This window comes from Cupriavidus sp. HE11 (assembly GCF_056097175.1).
Window position 1 is genome coordinate 186,335 of record NZ_CP184466.1, and the last position, 19,186, is coordinate 205,520.

Below are 19,186 nucleotides of genomic sequence, written 5' to 3' on the forward strand. Positions count from 1 at the left end.
TGCGTAAAGGAGCGGGAGATCCCGAACAGTTTGGTCGCCATCAACCACCGTTTTTTGGCTCGTGGGATACCTATCCGGCGTGGCGGGCGCCACGGACGTCGATCTTCTACGTGGAAACGACAACGAATCCCTGTCCCTCTGGGTCGACAACTATTGCCGGGCCCACTCGCTCGATACCGCGATGCACGCGGCCGACGCGCTGGCCCTCGAACTTGGCAGACGAGTAGCGCCTCCGCCGTGAACGCAACCGTCATCGGGTGGTTTTCCTTTCAATCCACTAGAAGAAGCAACAACATGATCAGAGTCCTATTGATGGCCGGCCTCATCTGCATGTCGGGATTTTGAGGATCATGTCTCGCGCGTTCTCGCTGTTCAGGGCGAAATTCGCCGGCGGGCAGTACGCGATGCCGGTGCGGCCCTTCGGGGCCATGGCGAAGCTCACTGTACTCATCCCTCCAACAGGCCTGAAAGATGTGCATCGAGCTGCATGCGTGCCTCTGGCAGTGTCTTTGCCTGCTCGACCAGGTCGCGGAACTGCCCACCGGTCCCGTCCGCCGCCCGTCATTCAATGCACGGGAATCGTCGCATTGAAGATCAGCACCATAATCAGTCCCACGACTGCAACGATTGACTGGACCACCGAGATGGTCTTGGTCGCTTCGCTCATGGTCATGCCGAACGATTCCTTGACCATCCAGAACCCCGCGTGATTGGCGTAGTTGAAGAACAGTGATCCGCAGCCGATCGACAATGCCAGCAACGGCAGGTTGAGGCTCGGATCGCTGCCGGCCAGCGGTGCCAGCAGGCCCGCCGCGCCGACGATGCCCACGGTGGCCGACCCCGTCGAGACCGATAGCAGCATCGCGATCAGCCAGCCCAGGACCAGCGGCGGAAACGCGAGTTGCTGCGTCAGATGCACGATGGCATCGCCCACCTTGGCGCTGGTGAGCATTTGCTGGAACGCGCCGCCGCCCGCGATGATCATGATGATCGAGGCAATGGGCTTGAGGCTGTTGCCCAGCGCGCTCCGCAGTTTCTCCGCATCGCCGCCGCGAGAGATCACCAGCGCCACGATCGCGAACAGCACGCCTACCAACATGGCGATCAACGGATTGCCGAGGAAACTTGCCACGTGCAGCGCGGCACTCCCCTTGGGCAGCACCGTCTCGGCAATGGCATGCAAGAGCATCAGGATCGCGGGCAGCAATGCTGCGAGCACGCCGGTCCCAACGCCGGGCTGCGGGCCAGCCTCCGCTTTCTCCGTGAGGGTGAACTGGTCCAGCAGGGCTTGATCGGGCCGAGTGCTCATGCGTGGTGACATGAAGGCGCCGTAGAGTGGGCCGCCCAGAACCATGGCGGGAATCGCCGCGAGAAAGCCGTACAACATCGTGGGGCCCACGGACGTCTTCAGACTGGCAATGGCCGTCAGCGGACCCGGGTGGGGCGGCACCATGCCATGCATCGCGGCCAGCGCGGAAATGACCGGGACGCCCACATAGACGTAGGCCGAACCCTTGAAGCGGCCCTTGTCCTCGAGTTTGCGGGCAACACTGAAGATCAGCGGTAGCATCACCACCAGCCCGACCTCGAAGAACATCGGAATCCCGACCACAAAGGCCACCAACGTCATCGCCCACGGGATCATCCGATCGGAGGCACGCTTCAGAATCGCATCGGCAATCTGCTCGGTGGTCCCCGCATCGGCAAGGATTTTGCCGAGCATCGCACCGAGCGCAATCACGACACCCACCGCGCCGAGCGTTTTGCCTGCGCCATCTACCAGATGCCTGGCGATGCTTTCCGGGGCCATGCCCGTCGCGAAACCAACGCCAACGGAAACGATGAGCAGCGCCAATAGCGGGTGCATCTTGATCCGTGACACGATAAGGGCGACGAGCGCGAGCACGCTGACCAGGGCGGTCAGCAACAGTTGTAGATCCAGGGGCGTCATGAGGTTTTAAGGCGAGACAGCAAAGGTATCTATTATCGTTCCATTGTCATTCGCGTGGAACGTTCGCCTCATAGGACTCCCAGACAAGCCGCCTTTCAGGTGGATGCCACCATGCACGGAAGAGTTCATGGCGCCCCACGACACGTTTTTGAGGTGCGACAGCATTCGGTGATTCGGCCAGTCTACTGCGAATGGAGGCTGTGTCGCCCCGAATTCACTCGGCTGAGAGCGAAGCGTGCCTCGTCAGTGACGGCACGCCGGCCCGCCAGTCCAAAACCGGAGCCACGCGGGAGCGGCCGCCGCTCCGGCGAACGGCCGCAGGGATGCCCTGGCTTGGCGCGCGGTACCGAACGTCACGGTCTGGCAAGTCACACGGCGGCGCGCCTGCAGAGGGCGGCGGAGCCATACCTTTCCATTGCGTAGCGAGCTGAACGCCCGCGCCTGGCCGCTGAGAGAACGACTTCCGTCCGGCGATTGCGCTGAGAAGGGCCTTGGATTCCTCGTCGATCGGGAAGGCCGCGTCAGATAGTTTGCGACGGCGCTCAGCAACCCCTTGATCTGTATAGGTTGGGCTTCCCATTAACTTTGAGATGGGGCACTTGTGCGCCTAGTATCCGGGCCTTGGGATTTCCAGCCCCAACCGTCTGTCGTTGCCGAAGTGAACGTGCTGGCAGAACGCGTTGAAGCTCGACGGATTGTGGAGTGCATCTTCCGCCGACAACTGGTCGTAGTAGGTGACGGTGACCATGGTGTGATCGGGCCGCTCTACCTGCAGGGGCGCTTGCCCTGTCACGTACCATTCCGGGCTGTCGTGTTCGATATCAGCGCCTGCGTCGAGGTAGTGAATCGATTCGTGAATCAGGACCGCTGCCGCCACGAACTCGTCGGGGCACATGCGGAAGAAGCGCGATGTGAGGCAGATTTGACCGCCCAAGCTTGAGTAGGCCCGGAATTTTGGACTGCCATCGGCCTCCACGTAGCCCGGATTGTTGTCCCGGACTTCCCCGTCATCGTGGAAGACGACGTGCTGATCCAGATGGGCCAGTGTGGCAGCGACCTCGCCGATGCGGCTTGCAATCCGCGCGATATTGGCGAGGCGCGCCGCCATCGGCATCGATGGCGGGATATGAAAATGGGTCGCGAGCGCTGTTTCCATCAACGCGGTATTGAAGGGCGAGGGAATGTCCGTCCGGAGCTGCGACACATAGGCGGCAGGCTGGTTGGCCGTGTCGCCGATCCAGGCAAGCGCCACCACTTTGGCCTGCGCTGCCAGCAGCAGTTCCAGGACGCCGGGCCAGTTCTGCCAAACCGGCAGCGGCCCGTTATCAACCTTTACCTGGTTCCAGTTGAAGCGGCAGTAGCGGTCGCCGGTGAACAGATAGCCGTAGTCGGCAAAGCCGCCATCGCCGTCGATTGCCGCATCGACGCCGCCCCAGAACTCGTTGGGCATATTGGCGAGGCTAGAGATCGGCTTGGGGTAGTCGGCGTCGGCCCGGTCGGCGATCCATGAGTAGCGGGAATAGGACGCGTTCTTAAAGAAGTACGCGTAGCCCGTTCGCGACAACTTGCCGTTCATCGCGCCATGCACGCCTGTGTCGAAGGTTGCGCCAAGATTCCAGGACGCCACCGTGCCTGTCGATCCGGGCATGCGTACGGCCGCGTCATCGTAAGCGTACCTGGCGTAGCGATTGTTCTTGAACAGGTACATCTGTCCGACGGCATAGCCGGGCGCGCCGCCGGGCGGACTACTCAGGCAGGCGTCGAACGAAGAGGAAAAGCCCGCCAGCTGCATGTCGAGCGTCAGGCTCCACGTATCGGCCACCGGGTATGGGCCACCGACGGCTCGCCCATTGAAAGTCGATCCGGCGCTGAAGGTCGGTCGCGTCCAGTCGAAGGCGACGAAGTGATCGCCAGTGAAAAAATAGGCGGCCCCCGAGCCGAGGCGGCCGTTGAGGGCACTTTGCAGGATGGACATCGTTCAGTCTCCCTTCCAGGCAAGTCACGCCGCCGAAGCGGCAGACACAAGATCATTCAGGCGCATCGATGAGCACGATCGTGCTGGCGCGTCCCAGTGGGTCGACATAAGCAAGGCGCACGCAGAGCACGGCACCTGCGGCAAGGTCGCCAGGTGTCGCCACGGACACTGTCACCTCGCCGTCCTCGATACTGGGCCAGCCGCCTTTCAGGTCTTCGCCGTTGGCCCTTTGCACGATCTCGATATCGCGGCCCGTTCCGTTTCCTGCCATTGGACCTTGGGCTAATCCCTTCGAAAGTACTCACTGTTTGCTTTTCGGGCCTCCAATAATGAGATTCAGGAAGGCCCCGAAGGGGCGTATCCGAGATATGACTTGCCCGAGATTTCGGACAGGTTCTCCAGCGCGATTCGTGAGCTCTGGATCGGCTTGTTGGTTTGAACTGGAAGGAGGGAATCAAATATGGCCTCGTCGACCGCGCTGACACCCCCCTTTGTTTCCACTGGCAACCTGCCCGGGCACGACGCGGTCCGGTCGCTGGTCGAAGCGGCGTACGAGCGCTTCCGCGATGAAGCCGGTGGCAAGCTGGCCGACTACATCCCGGCGCTGGCCGAGGCGGATGCCTCCGCCTTCGGCGTCTGCGTTGCCAACACGCGGGGGGACACGTTCATGATCGGCGACGCGGCACAGCCGTTTTCGATCCAGAGCGTGTCCAAGCCTTTCGTATTCGCACTGGTATGCGACGCACTTGGCGCCGACGAGGCCGCGGCGCGGCTTGGCGTAGATGCTACCGGCCTGCCCTTCAACTCCATCATGGCGATGGAACTGCGCGCCGATGGCACCAGTAATCCCCTTGTCAACGCCGGAGCGATTGCCGCGACAAGCCTGGTGCCAGGCACTGACGCCGAGGAGCGCTGGGATCAGGTTCGCCAGGGGTTGTCTCGCTTCGCTGGGCGGGAACTGGAATGCGATGAGCGCGTTTACGCCTCTGAAGCAGCCACCAACCAACGCAACGCGGGCTTGGCGCACCTCCTGCGCGGGCATGGCCGACTATATTGTGATCCGGATGAGGCTGTGGACATCTACACGCGGCAATGTGCGCTGCTGGTCAGTGCGCGTGACCTTGCGCTGATGGGTGCTACCCTGGCCAGCGGGGGCGTCCATCCGGTGACGGGCGAGCAGGTCGTCAGGGCCTCGACATGTCAGCGTGCACTGGCGGTCATGGCGACAGCGGGTCTGTACGAGCGCTCCGGGAGCTGGCTGTACGATGTGGGCCTGCCAGGCAAGAGCGGCGTCAGTGGGGGCATCCTGACGATCGCACCCGGCAAAGGCGCAGTGGCGACATATTCACCCCCACTGGATGCCGCCGGCAACAGTGTGCGTGGTCAGCTTGTCATGCGGTTCCTGTCCGAGCACTTGGGTCTGAACTTGTTCATTTCCGAGCCTGCGGCGCGCTGATAGTACTGCTGGGCGAGTCAACATTTGGCGGTCGCTTGGCGACTCTTCTCGGCCATCGGAGCTGGAATATGGGATGGCTGTGCTGGATCCAAGCGCTGCCTGAGAAATGAAACGTAAGAGCGCGGCTGATGATGGTTTGCTTGTAATCCGCACGCATATGCGACGAATCCCATATCGACTCATCGCTTTCGGACGCGGACTGCTTTGGATCGCCTGCCAGCGGGACTCCCGACGCTTATCTTTTAAGCCGGCCACTATAAATCTGACCTGATCGGCGTCACGAGATGCATGCTGCACATTAGGTGGTAAAAGTCGACCTGCAATGCTGCGACGGGACAAGCGGATCAAGCCTTCAGCGGCGCGTCGATGAGGTCCGTCAGGACATTGGTTGGATATGATCCGATGCACAAGATTGGTGATATATTACATATCACCAAAACAATGATGCGTCGCCTCCGTCATGTTCGATCCTTCTCTGCTAGGCCGGATGACTTTTACGCACGCCGAGCCGTCACAACCCCCGTTGCCGCCGGGCCGTCACCCGCTTGGAATTGCCGATGAGCGCGATGCTGTCCTGTACGTACCAGCAGGGCTTGGCCCGACGCCGGTGCCATTGCTGGTCATGTTTCACGGCGCCGGCGGCTTTCCGGAAAAGGTGTTGCCCTTCATCGAGCCGCACGCGGACGCGCATGGCTTCCTGGTGCTGGCGCCGCATTCGACCTTTCCCACCTGGGACATTGTCATTGGCGGTAGCGGGCCTGACCTGCAGCGATTGCAGCAGGCGCTTGTCGCGGTTTCGGATCGTTATCGGATTCGCCATGATCGACTGGCGTTCGCGGGCTTTTCGGACGGTGCGAGCTACGCGCTGTCGATCGGTATCACCAACGGCGATATTGCCAGCCACGTCATCGCTTTCTCCGGTGGGTTCATGTCCGTATTCACGCAGGAGGGCTCGCCAAAGGTCTTCATCGCGCATGGGCTGGCTGACGAGCAATTGCCCGTGCAGACTAGCGGCCGCACCAACGCCGCCAAGCTAAAGGCTGCCGGCTACGACGTCGAGTATGTCGAATTCAACGGCATGCATGCGGTACAGCCGCCAATTGTGACCGAGGCCATCCGCTTTTTCCTGGCATAGCGCTCCGTTGTGTGAGCCCTGGGATTCGCCGCTAACGGAGTGCAACCCATGAATCTCGAGATTCCGCAGTCCCTGATCCACCCGCTACTTGCAATGGTCCAGGCCGAGTCTGCGCTGGCCCGGCAGCTCAAGGCGCACGGCATCTGTCATGGCAGCATGTCAGTGTCAGTCAGCCTGTTTGACGCCCAGTCGCTGAATTCGCTCTACACGCTGAGCAAGGCGCAGAACGAGCGCGAACTTCTCTTCCAGATGCTTGCGCTGGATAACATCTACAACGCGCCGCAGGCGCGCACCATTCCCAGCCTGGATTTGCTGGTGGCAGGGCTTGTCGCCTACCTGTCGCGCGACGTCATGGACGGCTGGCTGTATCAGCGCAGCCGCGATGGCATCCTGCTGCCGTGGTTGGTCCAGCGCATTCGTCACGTAGAGCCCGAGCAGGGCATGCCCTACGTTGCCATCGACCTGTTGGCGAACACGATGCTGTCGGCCAATTCGGAGCTGACCGATTCCGCACGGCGCAGGGCGGGCATGACGACTTCGATCATCGTTACGCGTGACGAGATCGTTGACCGGACCATCCCACAGCTTCTCGCCGACTTCGGCTTCTTCAAGGAGTGCGCCGAATTCCGGCAGGAATACGAACGGCATGCGCAACGCTTTGTGCGCTACCAGCGCAGCTTCGGCGCACAGTACATCGCCACGGGGGCCGCCTTCACCGTCGAAGGGAAGGGTACCGTAGCGCTGGCGCGTCTTGGCGACGGCGTGGCGGCTCGCTGCATCAACGATGAGGAACGGCTCGAGCGCCGTTTCGAAGTGACATGCGACGCCGAGTTCTGGCGCAGAGCCGGCGTTGCCACCGGCTTTGAAAAGCTGCCGCTACACGGCTACGTACACTTGTTCCATCTGGAATGGCACCGGAACATCTGGGTGCATGTGCAACACCTGAGCGAATACCGGTACCGGCCGGAACTGCGCGACAAGCTGGTGCTGCCGGACCACCACCGCGACCTGATCGACATTCTGACCTCGCACATGAACGTCCTGGTCCAGGATGTCGTTCCGGGCAAATCGGGCGGCACGACCATCCTCTGCCAGGGGGCGCCCGGACTTGGCAAGACGTTGACTGCGGAGGTGTATGCAGAAATCGTCGGCAAGCCGCTTTATCGCGTGCATTCCGGACAGTTGGGTACGACCGCCGCATCGGTCGGCGCGAGCCTCATGGAGATACTGCGTCGGGCGATGCGCTGGAATGCGGTGCTGCTGCTGGATGAGGCCGATGTCTACATTCGCCGCCGTGGCAACGATCTGGAGCATAACGCTATCGTTGCCGAGTTCCTGCGCACGCTGGAGTATTTCAGCGGGCTGTTGTTCATGACCACTAACCGAACCGGCGACGTCGACGATGCAATCCTGTCGCGCTGCATTGCCACCATCCAGTACGAGACGCCGGGCAGGGAAGATGCGGCGCGCCTGTGGCGCCTGCAGGCCGACCAGTGCGGTGCGGAACTGGACGACAAACTGGTAGACGTATTGACCGCAGCCTACCCAAAAGCGAGCGGGCGCGACATCAAGGAGCTGATGAAACTCGCCACCCGCTATGGCAAGGCGAAGCAGACGGCGCTATCCGAAGATGTGTTCAGGCTGTGCGCTCAGTTCCGCGCGATTGGCTCAATCGGATGACGCGGGAGTTTCACCGACGACAACTGTTGACGCAGCTTCGCCAGCACATCAGGCGGCACGTTGCGTGGCGCGGTGATAAAGAAGGCGCCCGCCAGCGAGTCTTCACGGCCCTTGACGCCCGCATCGCGGATGCTGGGGACGTTGGGCAGAGCCGGCGAACGTGCGCCGCCAAAGTAGGTCCACGTGGCCGGCCACCACGTCGGCCACGGCAGGGGCACTGCCTTTGCAGGACACGTGGCGAATGTCGATATTGGCCAGCCGTTTGAGCAATTCGCCAGCCAGGTGCCCCGGCGTGCCGTTGCCCGAACTGGCGAAGATGAGCTTCCCCGAGCGTGCCGCCTGCGCCGGCCTGGTATTCGGCGGAGTCATGGCGATTCAACTCAATGGAAGTCACTCCGCGCCGCCGAGGAGGCGAGACGATCGAAGGCTTCCGGTCTCACATCACGGATATCGGTTCGCTGGCCTCCGACTGCTCGTCTCGTGAAAATCTTCTATTAATGCGGCTGCTCGTCCCGACAGCGGTTTTGAGCGGCTCGATTTTCCATACAGACAAAAGCGCGTCGAATTCGTCCTCCGTAGGCGACAAGCCACGCAGAAACGCTTCAGGCGGACCGCCTAGTACATGTATGGACAGCGTATATCCAGATTTATGGACATGCTGAAGCATTCCTGCCCCGGCTAGTACTTTTCGGGCTCTTCCAAAATCGTGGTTGGATAGCAAGTTTCTTTCAACGATTTCCTTGCGGGTGAAGCATTCTCCGCCTTTGAGCAAGGCATACAACGTTTCTGCGCACTCTTGATCAGATTTGGTGGACCGCAAGGCGACTCCTTGGCAGGTATGACGAATCAGTACAATCAGGATTGTGGAAGTCGGAAAAACCGCGCTTCGGTAGAAAGACGCGCCGAAGAATGGGGAGTGTTCCCCAACGCGTAACAGAGAAGACGTGCCCGTCAATTTATTGAACCAACCTCCAGGATGCTCCGGGCACTCGCATTCCGACCTGTTGCAGGTGGAATGTATGTCATCCCCAGCTTATCGGCGCAACGCACAAGTTCTGCGAGCGAGTCGATTTCCAGCTTGTCCATGATGTGGGCGCGATGGACCTTCACGGTTTTCTCGACGATACCGAGGAAGTTGGCGACCTCCTTATTTCGAAGTCCGGTCGTGACCATCGCCATCACCTCTCGCTCGCGATTTGTCAGCCGTTGCACCTTTGCATCGAGTGCCGCCTTGATGGTCCACTCCATACCGCGTCGGGTGGCCAACTCCAGCGCACGAATTACCGCCGCGATGAGGCGGTCCTCGGCCACTGGCTTTTCAAGAAGGTCGATGGCGCCGGCCGCCATCGTCTCAACCGTTTGCCTCACATCTGCACAGGCCGTCAACATAATGAAGGGCACGTGCGATGGCAATAGCTTCAGCAACTCGTGACCACTGATGCCTGGCAGGATCAGTTCGGCGATTACGCAGGTTGGGCCGCGGATGCCTTCAAGGGCAACCCGACACTCTTCGGCCGAGCCGAAAGTCTTCGATGCGAATCCTTTTGCAAGCAGCAGCCGCCCTAAGGCCTTGCGGATGCTTTCATCGTCGTCCACAACAATCACAGTCCCGGTCATTGCGCGTACCCTCTTGGAAATTGAGGTTGACTCTTCGCCACATTACCGAGCGCTGCCTACGTCCACAAGCGGTCATTAGGTGGAACGAAAAGTTTCAACACGACTTGTGAAATGCCTTTCGACGAGCAGACGTTGGGGCATCTACTTTCCTTCGTGGTTCGTCTCTCCCTGGCGCCATCCGCTGGATCAGATCGCCGAGTGCAGCGTCATAGTCCGCAAAGGCCCGTGCAAAGGTCCTGGAGGCTTGCGCCCATTGGCCTTTGAGGGTTGCGTAATGCGCGATTGCGGAACTACCCACGCAATAGCCCTCAGGCCGCAGCGCGAATCGTCGCCCTGATGCTGATCGCGGATGGAAACATATCTTCCGCCGAAGACGACATCCTCGAGAACACCGAAATCGCATACGAGTTGGGACTCGCACCGATGGAGTTCCGCGGTATCGTGCAGACCCTTTGCGAGGACTATGTGCTGGGCTCATTGCAGGCCGGGCACGCATGGACACCGGTGCCCGAATCCGTCTATGCCGCGCTCATGGCCGAGATTGACGACGTACGGCTGCAGCACCTACTGCTGCGCGTCCGTCGAGACGTGGTGAACGCTGATGATCACTGGGCCGACGGCGAAATGGCAATGCTGGGCGCCGTTATGACGCACTGGCCTCTGGCGGCGCGGGATCGCATCTCCAGTCCGACTGCCCGGCTCAGCTACGCGCTGCCGACAGCAGTAGTTGAACCAGCGAATGATGCTGGCACATCGCGTCCACCCGCACAGGTCATGGCGAAATTCCAGGCTCGCCTGGAGCTCGCCTGGTATCGGGGGATCCCCCCGGAATTGCCGCGTCGATAGAAAATTCTCGCTCGAAGACCTGTGACCGGCCAGCAGGTCGGCCCGGTCTCGCGCGGCGGATGCCAGCCTGATTACTCCAGCTTGACCCCCGCGCCGGTCACCACTTTGTTCCAGCGGACGAGTTCTGCCTCGATGTGGGCGCCGAGCGCCGACGGCGTCGAACCCACGGGCTCATAGCCATTGGCTGCGATCTGTGCGCGCAGATCGGGCTGGGCCAGCACGGCGGCAATCTCGCCGCTGAGCTTGTCGACGATGTCGCGCGGCGTGCCGGCCGGCGCCAGGATGGCGTACCACCCGTTGATATCAAAGCCGGGAACGCCGGCTTCGGCCAGGGTGGGCACGTCCGGTGCCATGGCCGCACGTTTGGCGCTGGTCACGGCCAGCGCGCGCATCTTGCCCGCGCGGATCTGCGGCATCGACGTGGAAATACTGTCGAACGTCAGCTGGATATCGCCCGCCAGCATGGCATTGACCACTTGCGCGCTGCCCTTGTAAGGCACGTGCGTCATCTTCACACCGGTCATGGAATCGAACAGTTCACCGGCCAGGTGTCCCGTATTGCCATTGCCGGCAGAGCCGAACGTGATCTTGCCTGGCGTGGCCTTGGCCTGCGCAATCAATTCGGCCACGTTGCGTGCCTGCAATGACTGGCTGCTGGCCAGGATCAGCGGGAGGTTGGCTACCAGAGAAACCGGTGCGAAATCCTTGCGTGTGTCGTACGGCAGCTTCGGATACAGGCTGGGATTGATGGCGTGGGCGGCGAGCACCATGATCAGCGTATAGCCGTCCGGTTTGCTCCGTGCCAAGGTTTGTGAGGCAATCGTGCCGCCGGCCCCGGGACGGTAGTCGAGCACGATCGGTTGCCCCAACCGTTCTTGCAGCTTCGCGCCCAGCGGGCGCGCCAGCAGGTCGGCACTGCCGCCGGGGGGATAGGGAATCAGTAGCTGGATCGGCTTGGCCGGCCATGCGTCGGCGGCGTGTGCGATGTGCGGCGCGGCCACCGCCGCCGCCAGCAGTGCGCCGAGCATGATGGCTGCCGTGGCGCGCGGCTTGCCAATGGTTCTTGTTGTCATGGTGTCTCCCCTCGGTGAGTGGCTGCGTCGGCGGCCGTGTCAGCGGCCTGTCCGCAGCACGCGATGATCACTGGCCAGCGTCAATGGCGCCGCGGACAAGGCCTGGACAGTCTCGAACGAAACGCCCTCGACCAGTCCGGTCACCATCAAGCCGCGACCGGGCTGCACGTCGATCACGGCCAGGTCCGTGTAGATGCGATCCACCACGCCCAGGCCGGTCAGCGGATAGCTGCAGTCCGCCACGATCTTCGGCTGTCCGTCACGAGTCACGTGTTCCATCATTACGTACAGCTTCGCGGCACCCACGACGAGGTCCATCGCGCCGCCCACGGCGGGAATGGCATCGGGCCCGCCGGTCGACCAGTTGGCAAGGTCGCCGCCGGCCGATACCTGGAAGCCTCCCAGTACCGTGATGTCGATATGGCCGCCGCGCATCATCGCGAACGACATCGCGTGGTCGGAGATCGAGGCGCCGGCCAGCAGGCCGATGGGCTCTTTGCTGGCGTTGATCAGATCGGGGTCGGTTGTGCCATCGCGAATGACCGGGCCCATGCCGAGGATGCCGTTCTCGCTGTGCAGCACGATCTCGCGGCCGGTGGGCAACTGGTCAGACACCAGCGTGGGCATGCCGATACCAAGGTTGACCACGCTGCCGTCGGGGATGTCGTGCGCAACGATACGGGCGATCTGCATGCGCGACAGGCGCGGCAGCGCGCCGGCACGGATGAAGGCGTCATGCGGCATGCTGAACTCCCGGGTTGGCCAGCACCACGGCCTGGACGAAGATGCCCGGCGTCATCACGTGCTGCGGCGGCATTTCCCCCAACGGCACGATATCGTCCACCTGGACGATGGTGTGGCGCGCGGTCGAGCACATCACCGGCCCGAAATTACGGCCCGCGTAGCGATAGGTCAGGTTGCCCCACCGATCGGCGCGGTGCGCCTTGACCAGCGCGAAGTCGCCATGCAGCGGTTGTTCCAGCACGTAGCCGGTGCCGTCGATCACGCGGGTCTCCTTGCCCTCGGCCAGCGCCGTGCCGTAGGCGGTGGGCGTGAAGAAGGGGCCCAGCCCGGCGCCAGCGGCGCGCATGCGTTCCACCAGCGTGCCCTGCGGCACGCATTCCAGCGCCACCTTGCCCGCGCGATACGCTTCGATAAAGGCTTCCGCATTGTTCGACCGCGGGTGCGAGCAGATGACCTTGCGCACGCGGCCCGCGCGAATCAGCGCGGCAATGCCAGTGTCGCCGTTGCCGGCGTTGTTGTTGACGATGGTGAGATCGCGCGCGCCGTGCGCGAGCAGGGCGTCGAGCAGGGCGCCGGGAATGCCCGAGCCACCGAAGCCGCTGACCAGCACCGTGGCGCCATCGCCAATGCCTGTCACCGCCGCTTCCAGCGACGGGACGATCTTGTCGATCATGAAATCTCCTGAGGCTGCCGTTGACGGCTTATTGCTGCGGAATGCCGGTGTCCTTGACCACGCGCGCCCAGCGCTGGCGTTCCTGGTCGATGAACTGGCCAAAGTGTTCGGGCGTGTCGCCACCCGCCTGACCGCCCAGCTCGGCCAGCCGCGACTTGACCTGCGGCTCGGCCAGCGCCGTCGCGGCGGCCTTGTGCAACTGGGCAATCACCGCCGGCGGCGTGCCGGCACGGGCGACCAGCCCAAACCATGCGGTGACCTGGAAGTCGTCGAAGCCCGCTTCCTTCATGGTGGGCACGTCGGGCAGTTCGGCCACGCGCGCGGCGCTGGTCACGGCCAGTGCACGCAGCTTGCCGGCCTGGATATGCGGCAGCGAGCTGGGCAGGTTATCGACCATCATGGTCACCTGGCCCGCCACCAGATCCGCCACGGCGGGTGCCGCGCCTTTATAGGGTACGTGGATAATGTCGATACCGGCGCGCTTCCGGAATAGCTCCCCAGACAGGTGCACGGACTGGCCCGTACCGGATGAACCGAACGACAACTGGCCGGGCTGTGATTTGGCCAGCGCTACCAGTTCCGCCACGTTGTGCGCGGGCACCTTGGCGTTGACCACCAGCACATTGGGGACCGACACCACCAAGGTGATTGGCGCGAAATCCTGCGGATTGTATGGCAGTTGCCGGTAGAGGGCGTAGTTGATGGCGTTCGGGCCGATATTGCCCATCATGATGGTGTAGCCGTCGGCGGGCGCCTGCAGCAGCGCCTGCGATCCGATGATGCCGGCGCCACCGGCGCGATTGTCCACCACAATGGGCTGGCCCAGAATCTCGCTCATACGCTTGCCCACGAGCCGCGCCGCGATATCGGTGGTGCCGCCCGGCGCGGTGGGCACGATCAGCCGGATGGGCCGGTCGGGCCAGGCCGCCTGCGCGCTGCCCGCCATGCCGATCGAGAAAGCCGTGGCCGCCACCCATGCGGCCGCCAGACGGGGGATCCCCATCGTCTTGGTCATTCATGTCTCCTTGTGCGGCGCTGGCCTGCCTGGCTGCGGCGGTGCTTGCCGTCGGTTTTTCTGACATTGTGATGCGCGATCTACGATAGGCCCGTGCCCCGGACAAGGGAATTCATGATTCACAAAACTGGGCTTCGGGTTCGTGGAAGGCGGCGCGCAATGCAGGTCAGGGACGATCGGAGCCGGACTTCATGGTCTTGAAGCCGTCCAGATACAGGTCCTGCTCCTGGGGGAGTGCAACGAGCAGGGCGGTCGGCACCATGTGCGCGGGCGCAGGGCGCCGCTCTGCCGTGATGTCGCTGCCATGGCGATGATGATCGTGGTGTTCGAAGCCTTCGCACGTCTCGCCGGTCAGCACCGGACTGGCTTCCCTTAAGCCTTGGCGCGTCCTTCTTACTGCATCCGCGCCAGCACGAGCAACACCACCGTGACCGAGACGGCGCCGCCAATGCGGGTTGCGATCTGCGCAAAAGGCATCAGCGTCATCCGGTTGGCCGCGGTAAGAATCGCCACGTCCCCTGTTCCTCCCTGGCCGCTGTGGCAGGCAGCTACGATGGCGGTGTCGATCGGGTACATCTTCATCCAGGTGCCCACCACGGCCCCAACGGCCATCAGCGTTGCCACGGTGGCGACGATGGTGATGATCGTCGGCAGGTTGAATGCGGCGATCAGCTTGTCCCAAGGCGTTAACGACACGCCGATCGCGAACAGCAACGGGTAGGTGACCGCCGTCGAGAAGAACTTGTATACAACGAATGCACCTTCCTGCAGTGGCGGCGACACGGCCTGCGTCAGCTTGAGCAGTACCGCGATGAAGAGCATCGCCACCGGCGCCGGCAGACCGAAGAGGCGATAGCACATGATCCCGACCACATAGAGCGTCAGCGCCGTTACGCCTGCCGCAGCGATGTGGTCCACATCAACGTGCCCGGTGATTTCCTTCTGGTTCGCGTCCAACTCGTCATGCTCGCCGGGTTGCAGGCGGCCCTCGCCGGTATAGGTGGGGTAGCGCTTGCCGAGGTAGTTCAGCGCGCCGGACAAGATGATGGCGGTCAGACTGCCAAGCATCACCGGCGGCAGCACCGTCGCGAACAACAGACCCTGATCCTGGTGAAGGATCTCGCTGTACCCAATGGAGAGCGGAATCGCCCCCTCGCCGACGCCGCCGGCCATGATGGGTACGACGATATAGAAGAAGGTGTGCGAGGTACCGAGGCCGAGTGCGGTGCCGACAAGCGTGCCGACCGCGCCTGCCGCGACGGAACCCGCGGCCAGCGGCACGAATATTTTCAGGAAGCCCTTGATCAGCACATGGCGATCCATGCCAAGAATGCTGCCGACGATGATGCAGGCGATGAACAGGTACAGAAAATTCGTTGCCTTGGTAAAGTCGGCTGTGACTTTGATCACCTGGTCAGGCAAGAGCTTGTAGTACACCAGCGCAGACGGCACGAATGTGGCGAAGATGGCTGCCGCGCCGATGGCGCGGATGAGAGGGATGCGCTTGCCAATCTCAGCCAGCGTAAAGCCGCAAAATGCAAACAGGACTATGACCAGCGAGATCTCGTTGGCGAGCTTGTGGATGGAGATCAGTACAGCGAGCAGCGCGGCGGCCAGGATATAGACCGGCAGCGGAAAGATGCCGATGCGAATTTCCATCAGGCGCCACCAGCCATGAGGCCAGAATCTCTCGTTCCGAGGTGCTTCGTTGGCTTGCGTGACGACCGGTTCGGCTTCCATGGCTGACGTTCTCCGGGGACGAGGGACCGGCGCAGCGCAGGCAGGTAGCTCAGGCCGCCTGTTGGAGTCGACAGCAACCGGCTTGCTGTCCATCTTGGTAGCCAATGTGATCAAAGTCAAACCGTCCTGCCGGACGGGACCACAGTTGTGGTCGCGACAGTGTCTATTCCGGGTCGGCGGGCCGCCCGTCGTCATAATGCGGCGTATCGGGCGCTTCATGCCCCGGTGGATCCAACGGTTATGGCTATCTTGTCAGCGGCGTCCGGGAGGCGCGTGAATCGAGAGTCGCGTCAGCAAACTCGAAAACGCCGCCGCCGCCCGGGGGAGGACAGCCGGGACGCCAATGGTGGGCTCGTATCGGTCCCGGGCAATCCGATTGCAGCGTTTGAGCATCGAACGCGCCTGGATTCGAAGTGCACCAGCAGTTCGTCGTCCTGCGTGAGGAAGCGAGCGTACACGGTAGCGAGTGCCCGGCCTCTAGCCGCGCATCTTGGCCATCGCGGCCGGCGCACCGAGCAGGAACATGTCAACCTTCTGCCGGATCACGGTGTCCATGTCCGTCGGCACTTTCAGGCCATAGACCCATTTGCGCACACCGATATAGAAGATGGCGGCATGCAGGCTCCAGATCATTTCAATCTCTGCGTCGGTTTCGGCGGTGCTGCGCGGTGCAGGAATGTCGAAGGCTTCCCTGACTTCGGCAAGCACCGGCAGAAACACCTTGGTGCGCAGCTTGCTCAGGTACTTGTTGTTGATGCCCTCGTGGGTCAGGCCGGCGAAGATGAACAGCCGGATCCATTCCTCGCGCAGGATCACCGACGAATAGTCCAGGTAGAAGGCGTGCAGCCGTTCGGTCAGCGGCAGTGACCGGTCCGTGATCTGGCGGTCCCAGTCAGGCCGCCACTGGAAGACTTCGTTGTAGACACGCTCGATCAGCGCGTCCTTGCTGGCGAAATACCGATAGAGCAAGGGCTGCGTCACGCCAATCTGCTTGGCGAGTTCACGCGTGCTGCCGCCGAAGCCATTGCGGGTGAAATGCTCGATGGCCTTTTCGACGATCTGCTGCTCCCGCTCCTCGGGCAACAGGCGCCGAGTGGATTTTGCGGCGGCGTCTTCGGTGGCGCGTGGCTCCATGACTGTCTCTCTCGGTCGTACTGTTCGGATAATGGCCCGATTCTACCAATCGCCCGATCAATAAGAAAAGGCGGCACCACATGTCGCTGGCTGCCGCCTCGAAGCTACGTCGACCGCCAGTGTGTCAGTGGCCGGACTTGGCCGTAATGCCCAGCTCGCAGTCCACGCGCTGGTTCTGGTAGGCATTGCGTTCCCACGCGCCGCGCGCCGAGCGGTCGGTCACCGAGAACACGTAGATGCCCGCGAACGCCACCAGCATCGAGAACAGAGCCGGATACTCGTACGGGTAGATGGCCGTGGCGTGCCCCAGCACCTGCACCCATACAGTCGGGCTAAGGATCGTCAGTACCACGGCCGTAATCAGTCCCATCATGCCGCCCATGACCGCGCCGCGCGTGGTCAGCCCGCGCCAGTAGATCGACAGCAGCAGCACCGGGAAGTTGGAGCTGGCGGCGATCGAGAACGTCAGGCTGACGATGAATGCAATGGTCTGCTTCTCGAACAGGATGCCCAGCAGGATCGACAACACGCCCAGCACCAGCGTGGTGATGCGCGACACGCGCATCTCGTCCTTGTCCGACGCACGACCCTTGCAGATCACCGTGGCGTACAGATCGTGCGAGATGGCCGAAGATCCGGCCAGCGTCAGGCCCGCCACCACGGCCAGGATCGTCGAGAATGCTACCGCGCAGATGAACCCCAGGAAGACGCTACCGCCCACGGCGTGGGCCAGGTGCACGGCCACCATGTTGACGCCACCAAGCACCGCACCCGAAGTGGTGTGGTAAAGCGGATCCCTGGTGACCAGCGCAATCGTGCCGAAGCCAATGATGATGATCATCGCGTAGCCCATGCCGACGATGCCGGTGGCGTACAGGACGCTTTTACGCGCGGCCTGGACGTTGCTGACCGTAAAGAAGCGCATCAGGATATGCGGCAGGCCTGCTGTGCCGAAGATCAGCGCCAGGCCGAGCGATACCGCCGAGACCGGGTCGGAGACCAGTCCACCCGGACGCATGATCGCCTCCTGCTTGGCGTGCGCGGCGATGGCATGGTCGAACAGGCTGTTCAGGCTGAAGCCGAAGCGGCTCATCACCATGAACGCCATGAACGCACAGCCGGCCAGCAGCATCACGGCCTTGATGATCTGGATCCACGTGGTGGCAAGCATGCCGCCGAAGAACACATAGACCACCATCAGTACGCCAACCAGCACCACGGCCGAGGTGTAGTTGAAACCGAACAGCAGTTCCACGAGCTTGCCGGCACCGACCATCTGCGACACCAGGTACAGCAGCACGATCACGATGGAACTCGACGCCGAGAATGCACGGATCGGCCGTTGTCGCAGCCGGTACGACAGCACGTCGGCCAACGTGTAGCGCCCCAGGTTGCGCAAGGGCTCGGCAATCAGGAACAGGATGATGGGCCAGCTTGCCAGGAAACCGATCGAGTAGATCAGGCCGTCATAGCCGCTGGTGAACACTAGTGCCGAAATGCCCAGCAGCGACGCGGCGGACATGTAGTCGCCGGCAATCGCCCAGCCGTTCTGCATGGCGGTGATCTTGCCGCCGGCGGCGTAGTGGTCGGCCACGCTGTTATTGCGGCGGGCCGCCCAGCGGGTGATGGCCAGCGTGGCCACCACGAAGACGACGAACATGCCGATGGCGATGCCATTGAGGCCCTGGCCCACCGGCGGGGTGGCGGCCAGGGCGGGAGTCGCCGCCGCAAGTGCGGCAACAAAGGCAAGCATGCGATTCATGACGGTTCTCCGTTGCGGATGTCCGCGATCATCCGGTCATAGACCGTGTTGGTGCGATACACATAAATGGCGACAAGCGCGAAGGTGAACGCGAACATGCCGAAGCCGATGGGAATGCCGATACTCATGGGCTGGTCTGCTGCCAGTCGCATGGCGAGCAAGTCGGGACGGAAGGCCAGCGTCAGGATGAATCCGAAATACACCAGAAGCATGGCGGCAGTCAGTGACCATGAGAAGCGCCGGCGTGCGCTGTGCAGGCGCTCGAAGTCTCGGCGACCCAACATGGGGTTTGGTGCGAGTGGCGCGTCGAGAGTCTCTGGACCCTCGTATGTGTTGTACGGTGTGGTCTGGGGGGCGGCTTGAGGCATGGTTGTCTCCTTGTGTT

19 protein-coding genes are annotated in these 19,186 nt (G+C 62.4%); 4 read left to right on the plus strand and 15 right to left on the minus strand.

Translation table 11 applies throughout. The features are described 5' to 3' along the window. Positions 1 to 565 precede the first annotated feature (565 nt). The 3 genes from ACOABP_RS28760 to ACOABP_RS28770 form a co-directional block, all read right to left on the minus strand. Entirely contained in the window at positions 566 to 1,951 is a 1,386-nt protein-coding gene (locus ACOABP_RS28760) for a GntP family permease (RefSeq protein ID WP_474231172.1), read from the minus strand. 607 nt (positions 1,952 to 2,558) lie between these two features. Then, entirely contained in the window at positions 2,559 to 3,926 is a 1,368-nt protein-coding gene (locus tag ACOABP_RS28765; RefSeq protein ID WP_474231173.1) for a hypothetical protein, read from the minus strand. A 52-nt stretch (positions 3,927 to 3,978) separates the two neighbouring features. Continuing rightward, on the minus strand, positions 3,979 to 4,197 hold the full coding sequence (locus ACOABP_RS28770; RefSeq protein ID WP_474231174.1) for a hypothetical protein: 219 nt from the start codon (positions 4,195 to 4,197) through the stop codon (positions 3,979 to 3,981). Positions 4,198 to 4,386: 189 nt separating this feature from the next. Between ACOABP_RS28770 and glsA the strand changes: the two genes are divergently transcribed. The 3 genes from glsA (at position 4,387) to ACOABP_RS28785 (ending at position 8,197) form a co-directional block, all read left to right on the plus strand. Then, on the plus strand, positions 4,387 to 5,382 hold the full coding sequence (gene glsA / locus ACOABP_RS28775) for a glutaminase A (RefSeq protein WP_474231175.1): 996 nt from the start codon (positions 4,387 to 4,389) through the stop codon (positions 5,380 to 5,382). 460 nt (positions 5,383 to 5,842) lie between these two features. After that, positions 5,843 to 6,517, plus strand: coding sequence for an alpha/beta hydrolase (locus tag ACOABP_RS28780; protein ID WP_474231176.1), 675 nt, complete (start codon positions 5,843 to 5,845; stop codon positions 6,515 to 6,517). Positions 6,518 to 6,565: 48 nt separating this feature from the next. Then, positions 6,566 to 8,197 carry an AAA family ATPase gene (locus tag ACOABP_RS28785; RefSeq protein ID WP_474231177.1) on the plus strand — a complete coding sequence of 544 codons (1,632 nt, stop codon included), beginning with the start codon at positions 6,566 to 6,568 and terminating at the stop codon, positions 8,195 to 8,197. A gap of 102 nt (positions 8,198 to 8,299) precedes the next feature. Here ACOABP_RS28785 and ACOABP_RS28790 read toward each other — a convergent pair whose 3' ends face one another. The 3 genes from ACOABP_RS28790 to ACOABP_RS28800 form a co-directional block, all read right to left on the minus strand. Beyond that, positions 8,300 to 8,566 carry a tripartite tricarboxylate transporter substrate-binding protein gene (locus tag ACOABP_RS28790; protein ID WP_474231178.1) on the minus strand — a complete coding sequence of 89 codons (267 nt, stop codon included), beginning with the start codon at positions 8,564 to 8,566 and terminating at the stop codon, positions 8,300 to 8,302. 67 nt (positions 8,567 to 8,633) lie between these two features. Then, on the minus strand, positions 8,634 to 9,017 hold the full coding sequence (locus ACOABP_RS28795) for a hypothetical protein (protein ID WP_474231180.1): 384 nt from the start codon (positions 9,015 to 9,017) through the stop codon (positions 8,634 to 8,636). Between the two features lie 131 nt (positions 9,018 to 9,148). Then, complete coding sequence (locus ACOABP_RS28800; RefSeq protein ID WP_474231181.1) at positions 9,149 to 9,814, minus strand: response regulator transcription factor; 666 nt, start codon at positions 9,812 to 9,814, stop codon at positions 9,149 to 9,151. 336 nt (positions 9,815 to 10,150) lie between these two features. Here ACOABP_RS28800 and ACOABP_RS28805 point away from each other — a divergent pair, with 336 nt between their 5' ends. Next, positions 10,151 to 10,660, plus strand: coding sequence for a TerB family tellurite resistance protein (locus tag ACOABP_RS28805; RefSeq protein ID WP_474231182.1), 510 nt, complete (start codon positions 10,151 to 10,153; stop codon positions 10,658 to 10,660). A 71-nt stretch (positions 10,661 to 10,731) separates the two neighbouring features. Here the strand turns inward: ACOABP_RS28805 and ACOABP_RS28810 are convergent, their stop codons facing one another. From ACOABP_RS28810 to ACOABP_RS28850, 9 genes are all read right to left on the minus strand, one after another. Continuing rightward, on the minus strand, positions 10,732 to 11,733 hold the full coding sequence (locus tag ACOABP_RS28810; protein ID WP_474231183.1) for a tripartite tricarboxylate transporter substrate binding protein: 1,002 nt from the start codon (positions 11,731 to 11,733) through the stop codon (positions 10,732 to 10,734). 39 nt (positions 11,734 to 11,772) lie between these two features. Then, on the minus strand, positions 11,773 to 12,477 hold the full coding sequence (locus ACOABP_RS28815; protein WP_474231184.1) for a 3-oxoacid CoA-transferase subunit B: 705 nt from the start codon (positions 12,475 to 12,477) through the stop codon (positions 11,773 to 11,775). Then, positions 12,467 to 13,150 (minus strand): 3-oxoacid CoA-transferase subunit A, encoded by a 684-nt coding sequence (locus tag ACOABP_RS28820; RefSeq protein ID WP_474231186.1) that lies wholly within the window; start codon positions 13,148 to 13,150, stop codon positions 12,467 to 12,469. Before ACOABP_RS28820 ends, ACOABP_RS28815 begins: the two co-directional genes overlap by 11 nt. Positions 13,151 to 13,178: 28 nt before the next feature. Continuing rightward, positions 13,179 to 14,165 (minus strand): Bug family tripartite tricarboxylate transporter substrate binding protein, encoded by a 987-nt coding sequence (locus ACOABP_RS28825; protein WP_474231187.1) that lies wholly within the window; start codon positions 14,163 to 14,165, stop codon positions 13,179 to 13,181. Between the two features lie 166 nt (positions 14,166 to 14,331). Continuing rightward, on the minus strand, positions 14,332 to 14,523 hold the full coding sequence (locus tag ACOABP_RS28830; RefSeq protein WP_474231188.1) for a hypothetical protein: 192 nt from the start codon (positions 14,521 to 14,523) through the stop codon (positions 14,332 to 14,334). 35 nt (positions 14,524 to 14,558) lie between these two features. Further along, positions 14,559 to 15,905: a 2-hydroxycarboxylate transporter family protein gene (locus ACOABP_RS28835; RefSeq protein ID WP_474231189.1), complete on the minus strand. Its 1,347-nt coding sequence runs from the start codon at positions 15,903 to 15,905 to the stop codon at positions 14,559 to 14,561. 477 nt (positions 15,906 to 16,382) lie between these two features. Continuing rightward, positions 16,383 to 17,039, minus strand: a complete 657-nt coding sequence (locus ACOABP_RS28840; RefSeq protein ID WP_474231190.1) for a TetR/AcrR family transcriptional regulator — start codon at positions 17,037 to 17,039, stop codon at positions 16,383 to 16,385. Between the two features lie 124 nt (positions 17,040 to 17,163). Beyond that, a complete protein-coding gene (gene actP / locus ACOABP_RS28845; RefSeq protein WP_474231191.1) occupies positions 17,164 to 18,801 on the minus strand; it encodes a cation/acetate symporter ActP in 1,638 nt (545 codons plus the stop codon). Next, positions 18,798 to 19,169, minus strand: coding sequence for a DUF485 domain-containing protein (locus tag ACOABP_RS28850; protein ID WP_474231192.1), 372 nt, complete (start codon positions 19,167 to 19,169; stop codon positions 18,798 to 18,800). Before ACOABP_RS28850 ends, actP begins: the two co-directional genes overlap by 4 nt. Between the last annotated feature and the right edge of the window lie 17 nt (positions 19,170 to 19,186).

Coding starts and splice junctions, on each gene's coding strand:
- ACOABP_RS28825 (WP_474231187.1), bottom strand. CDS start 14,165: ATGACCAAGACGATGGGGATCCCCCGTCTGGCGGCCGCATGGGTGGCG.
- ACOABP_RS28780 (WP_474231176.1), top strand. CDS start 5,843: ATGTTCGATCCTTCTCTGCTAGGCCGGATGACTTTTACGCACGCCGAG.
- ACOABP_RS28800 (WP_474231181.1), bottom strand. CDS start 9,814: ATGACCGGGACTGTGATTGTTGTGGACGACGATGAAAGCATCCGCAAG.
- ACOABP_RS28835 (WP_474231189.1), bottom strand. CDS start 15,905: ATGGAAGCCGAACCGGTCGTCACGCAAGCCAACGAAGCACCTCGGAAC.
- ACOABP_RS28760 (WP_474231172.1), bottom strand. CDS start 1,951: ATGACGCCCCTGGATCTACAACTGTTGCTGACCGCCCTGGTCAGCGTG.
- ACOABP_RS28815 (WP_474231184.1), bottom strand. CDS start 12,477: ATGCCGCATGACGCCTTCATCCGTGCCGGCGCGCTGCCGCGCCTGTCG.
- ACOABP_RS28785 (WP_474231177.1), top strand. CDS start 6,566: ATGAATCTCGAGATTCCGCAGTCCCTGATCCACCCGCTACTTGCAATG.
- ACOABP_RS28810 (WP_474231183.1), bottom strand. CDS start 11,733: ATGACAACAAGAACCATTGGCAAGCCGCGCGCCACGGCAGCCATCATG.
- ACOABP_RS28820 (WP_474231186.1), bottom strand. CDS start 13,150: ATGATCGACAAGATCGTCCCGTCGCTGGAAGCGGCGGTGACAGGCATT.
- ACOABP_RS28790 (WP_474231178.1), bottom strand. CDS start 8,566: ATGACTCCGCCGAATACCAGGCCGGCGCAGGCGGCACGCTCGGGGAAG.
- ACOABP_RS28840 (WP_474231190.1), bottom strand. CDS start 17,039: ATGGAGCCACGCGCCACCGAAGACGCCGCCGCAAAATCCACTCGGCGC.
- ACOABP_RS28770 (WP_474231174.1), bottom strand. CDS start 4,197: ATGGCAGGAAACGGAACGGGCCGCGATATCGAGATCGTGCAAAGGGCC.
- ACOABP_RS28850 (WP_474231192.1), bottom strand. CDS start 19,169: ATGCCTCAAGCCGCCCCCCAGACCACACCGTACAACACATACGAGGGT.
- ACOABP_RS28765 (WP_474231173.1), bottom strand. CDS start 3,926: ATGTCCATCCTGCAAAGTGCCCTCAACGGCCGCCTCGGCTCGGGGGCC.
- actP (WP_474231191.1), bottom strand. CDS start 18,801: ATGAATCGCATGCTTGCCTTTGTTGCCGCACTTGCGGCGGCGACTCCC.
- glsA (WP_474231175.1), top strand. CDS start 4,387: ATGGCCTCGTCGACCGCGCTGACACCCCCCTTTGTTTCCACTGGCAAC.
- ACOABP_RS28805 (WP_474231182.1), top strand. CDS start 10,151: ATGCTGATCGCGGATGGAAACATATCTTCCGCCGAAGACGACATCCTC.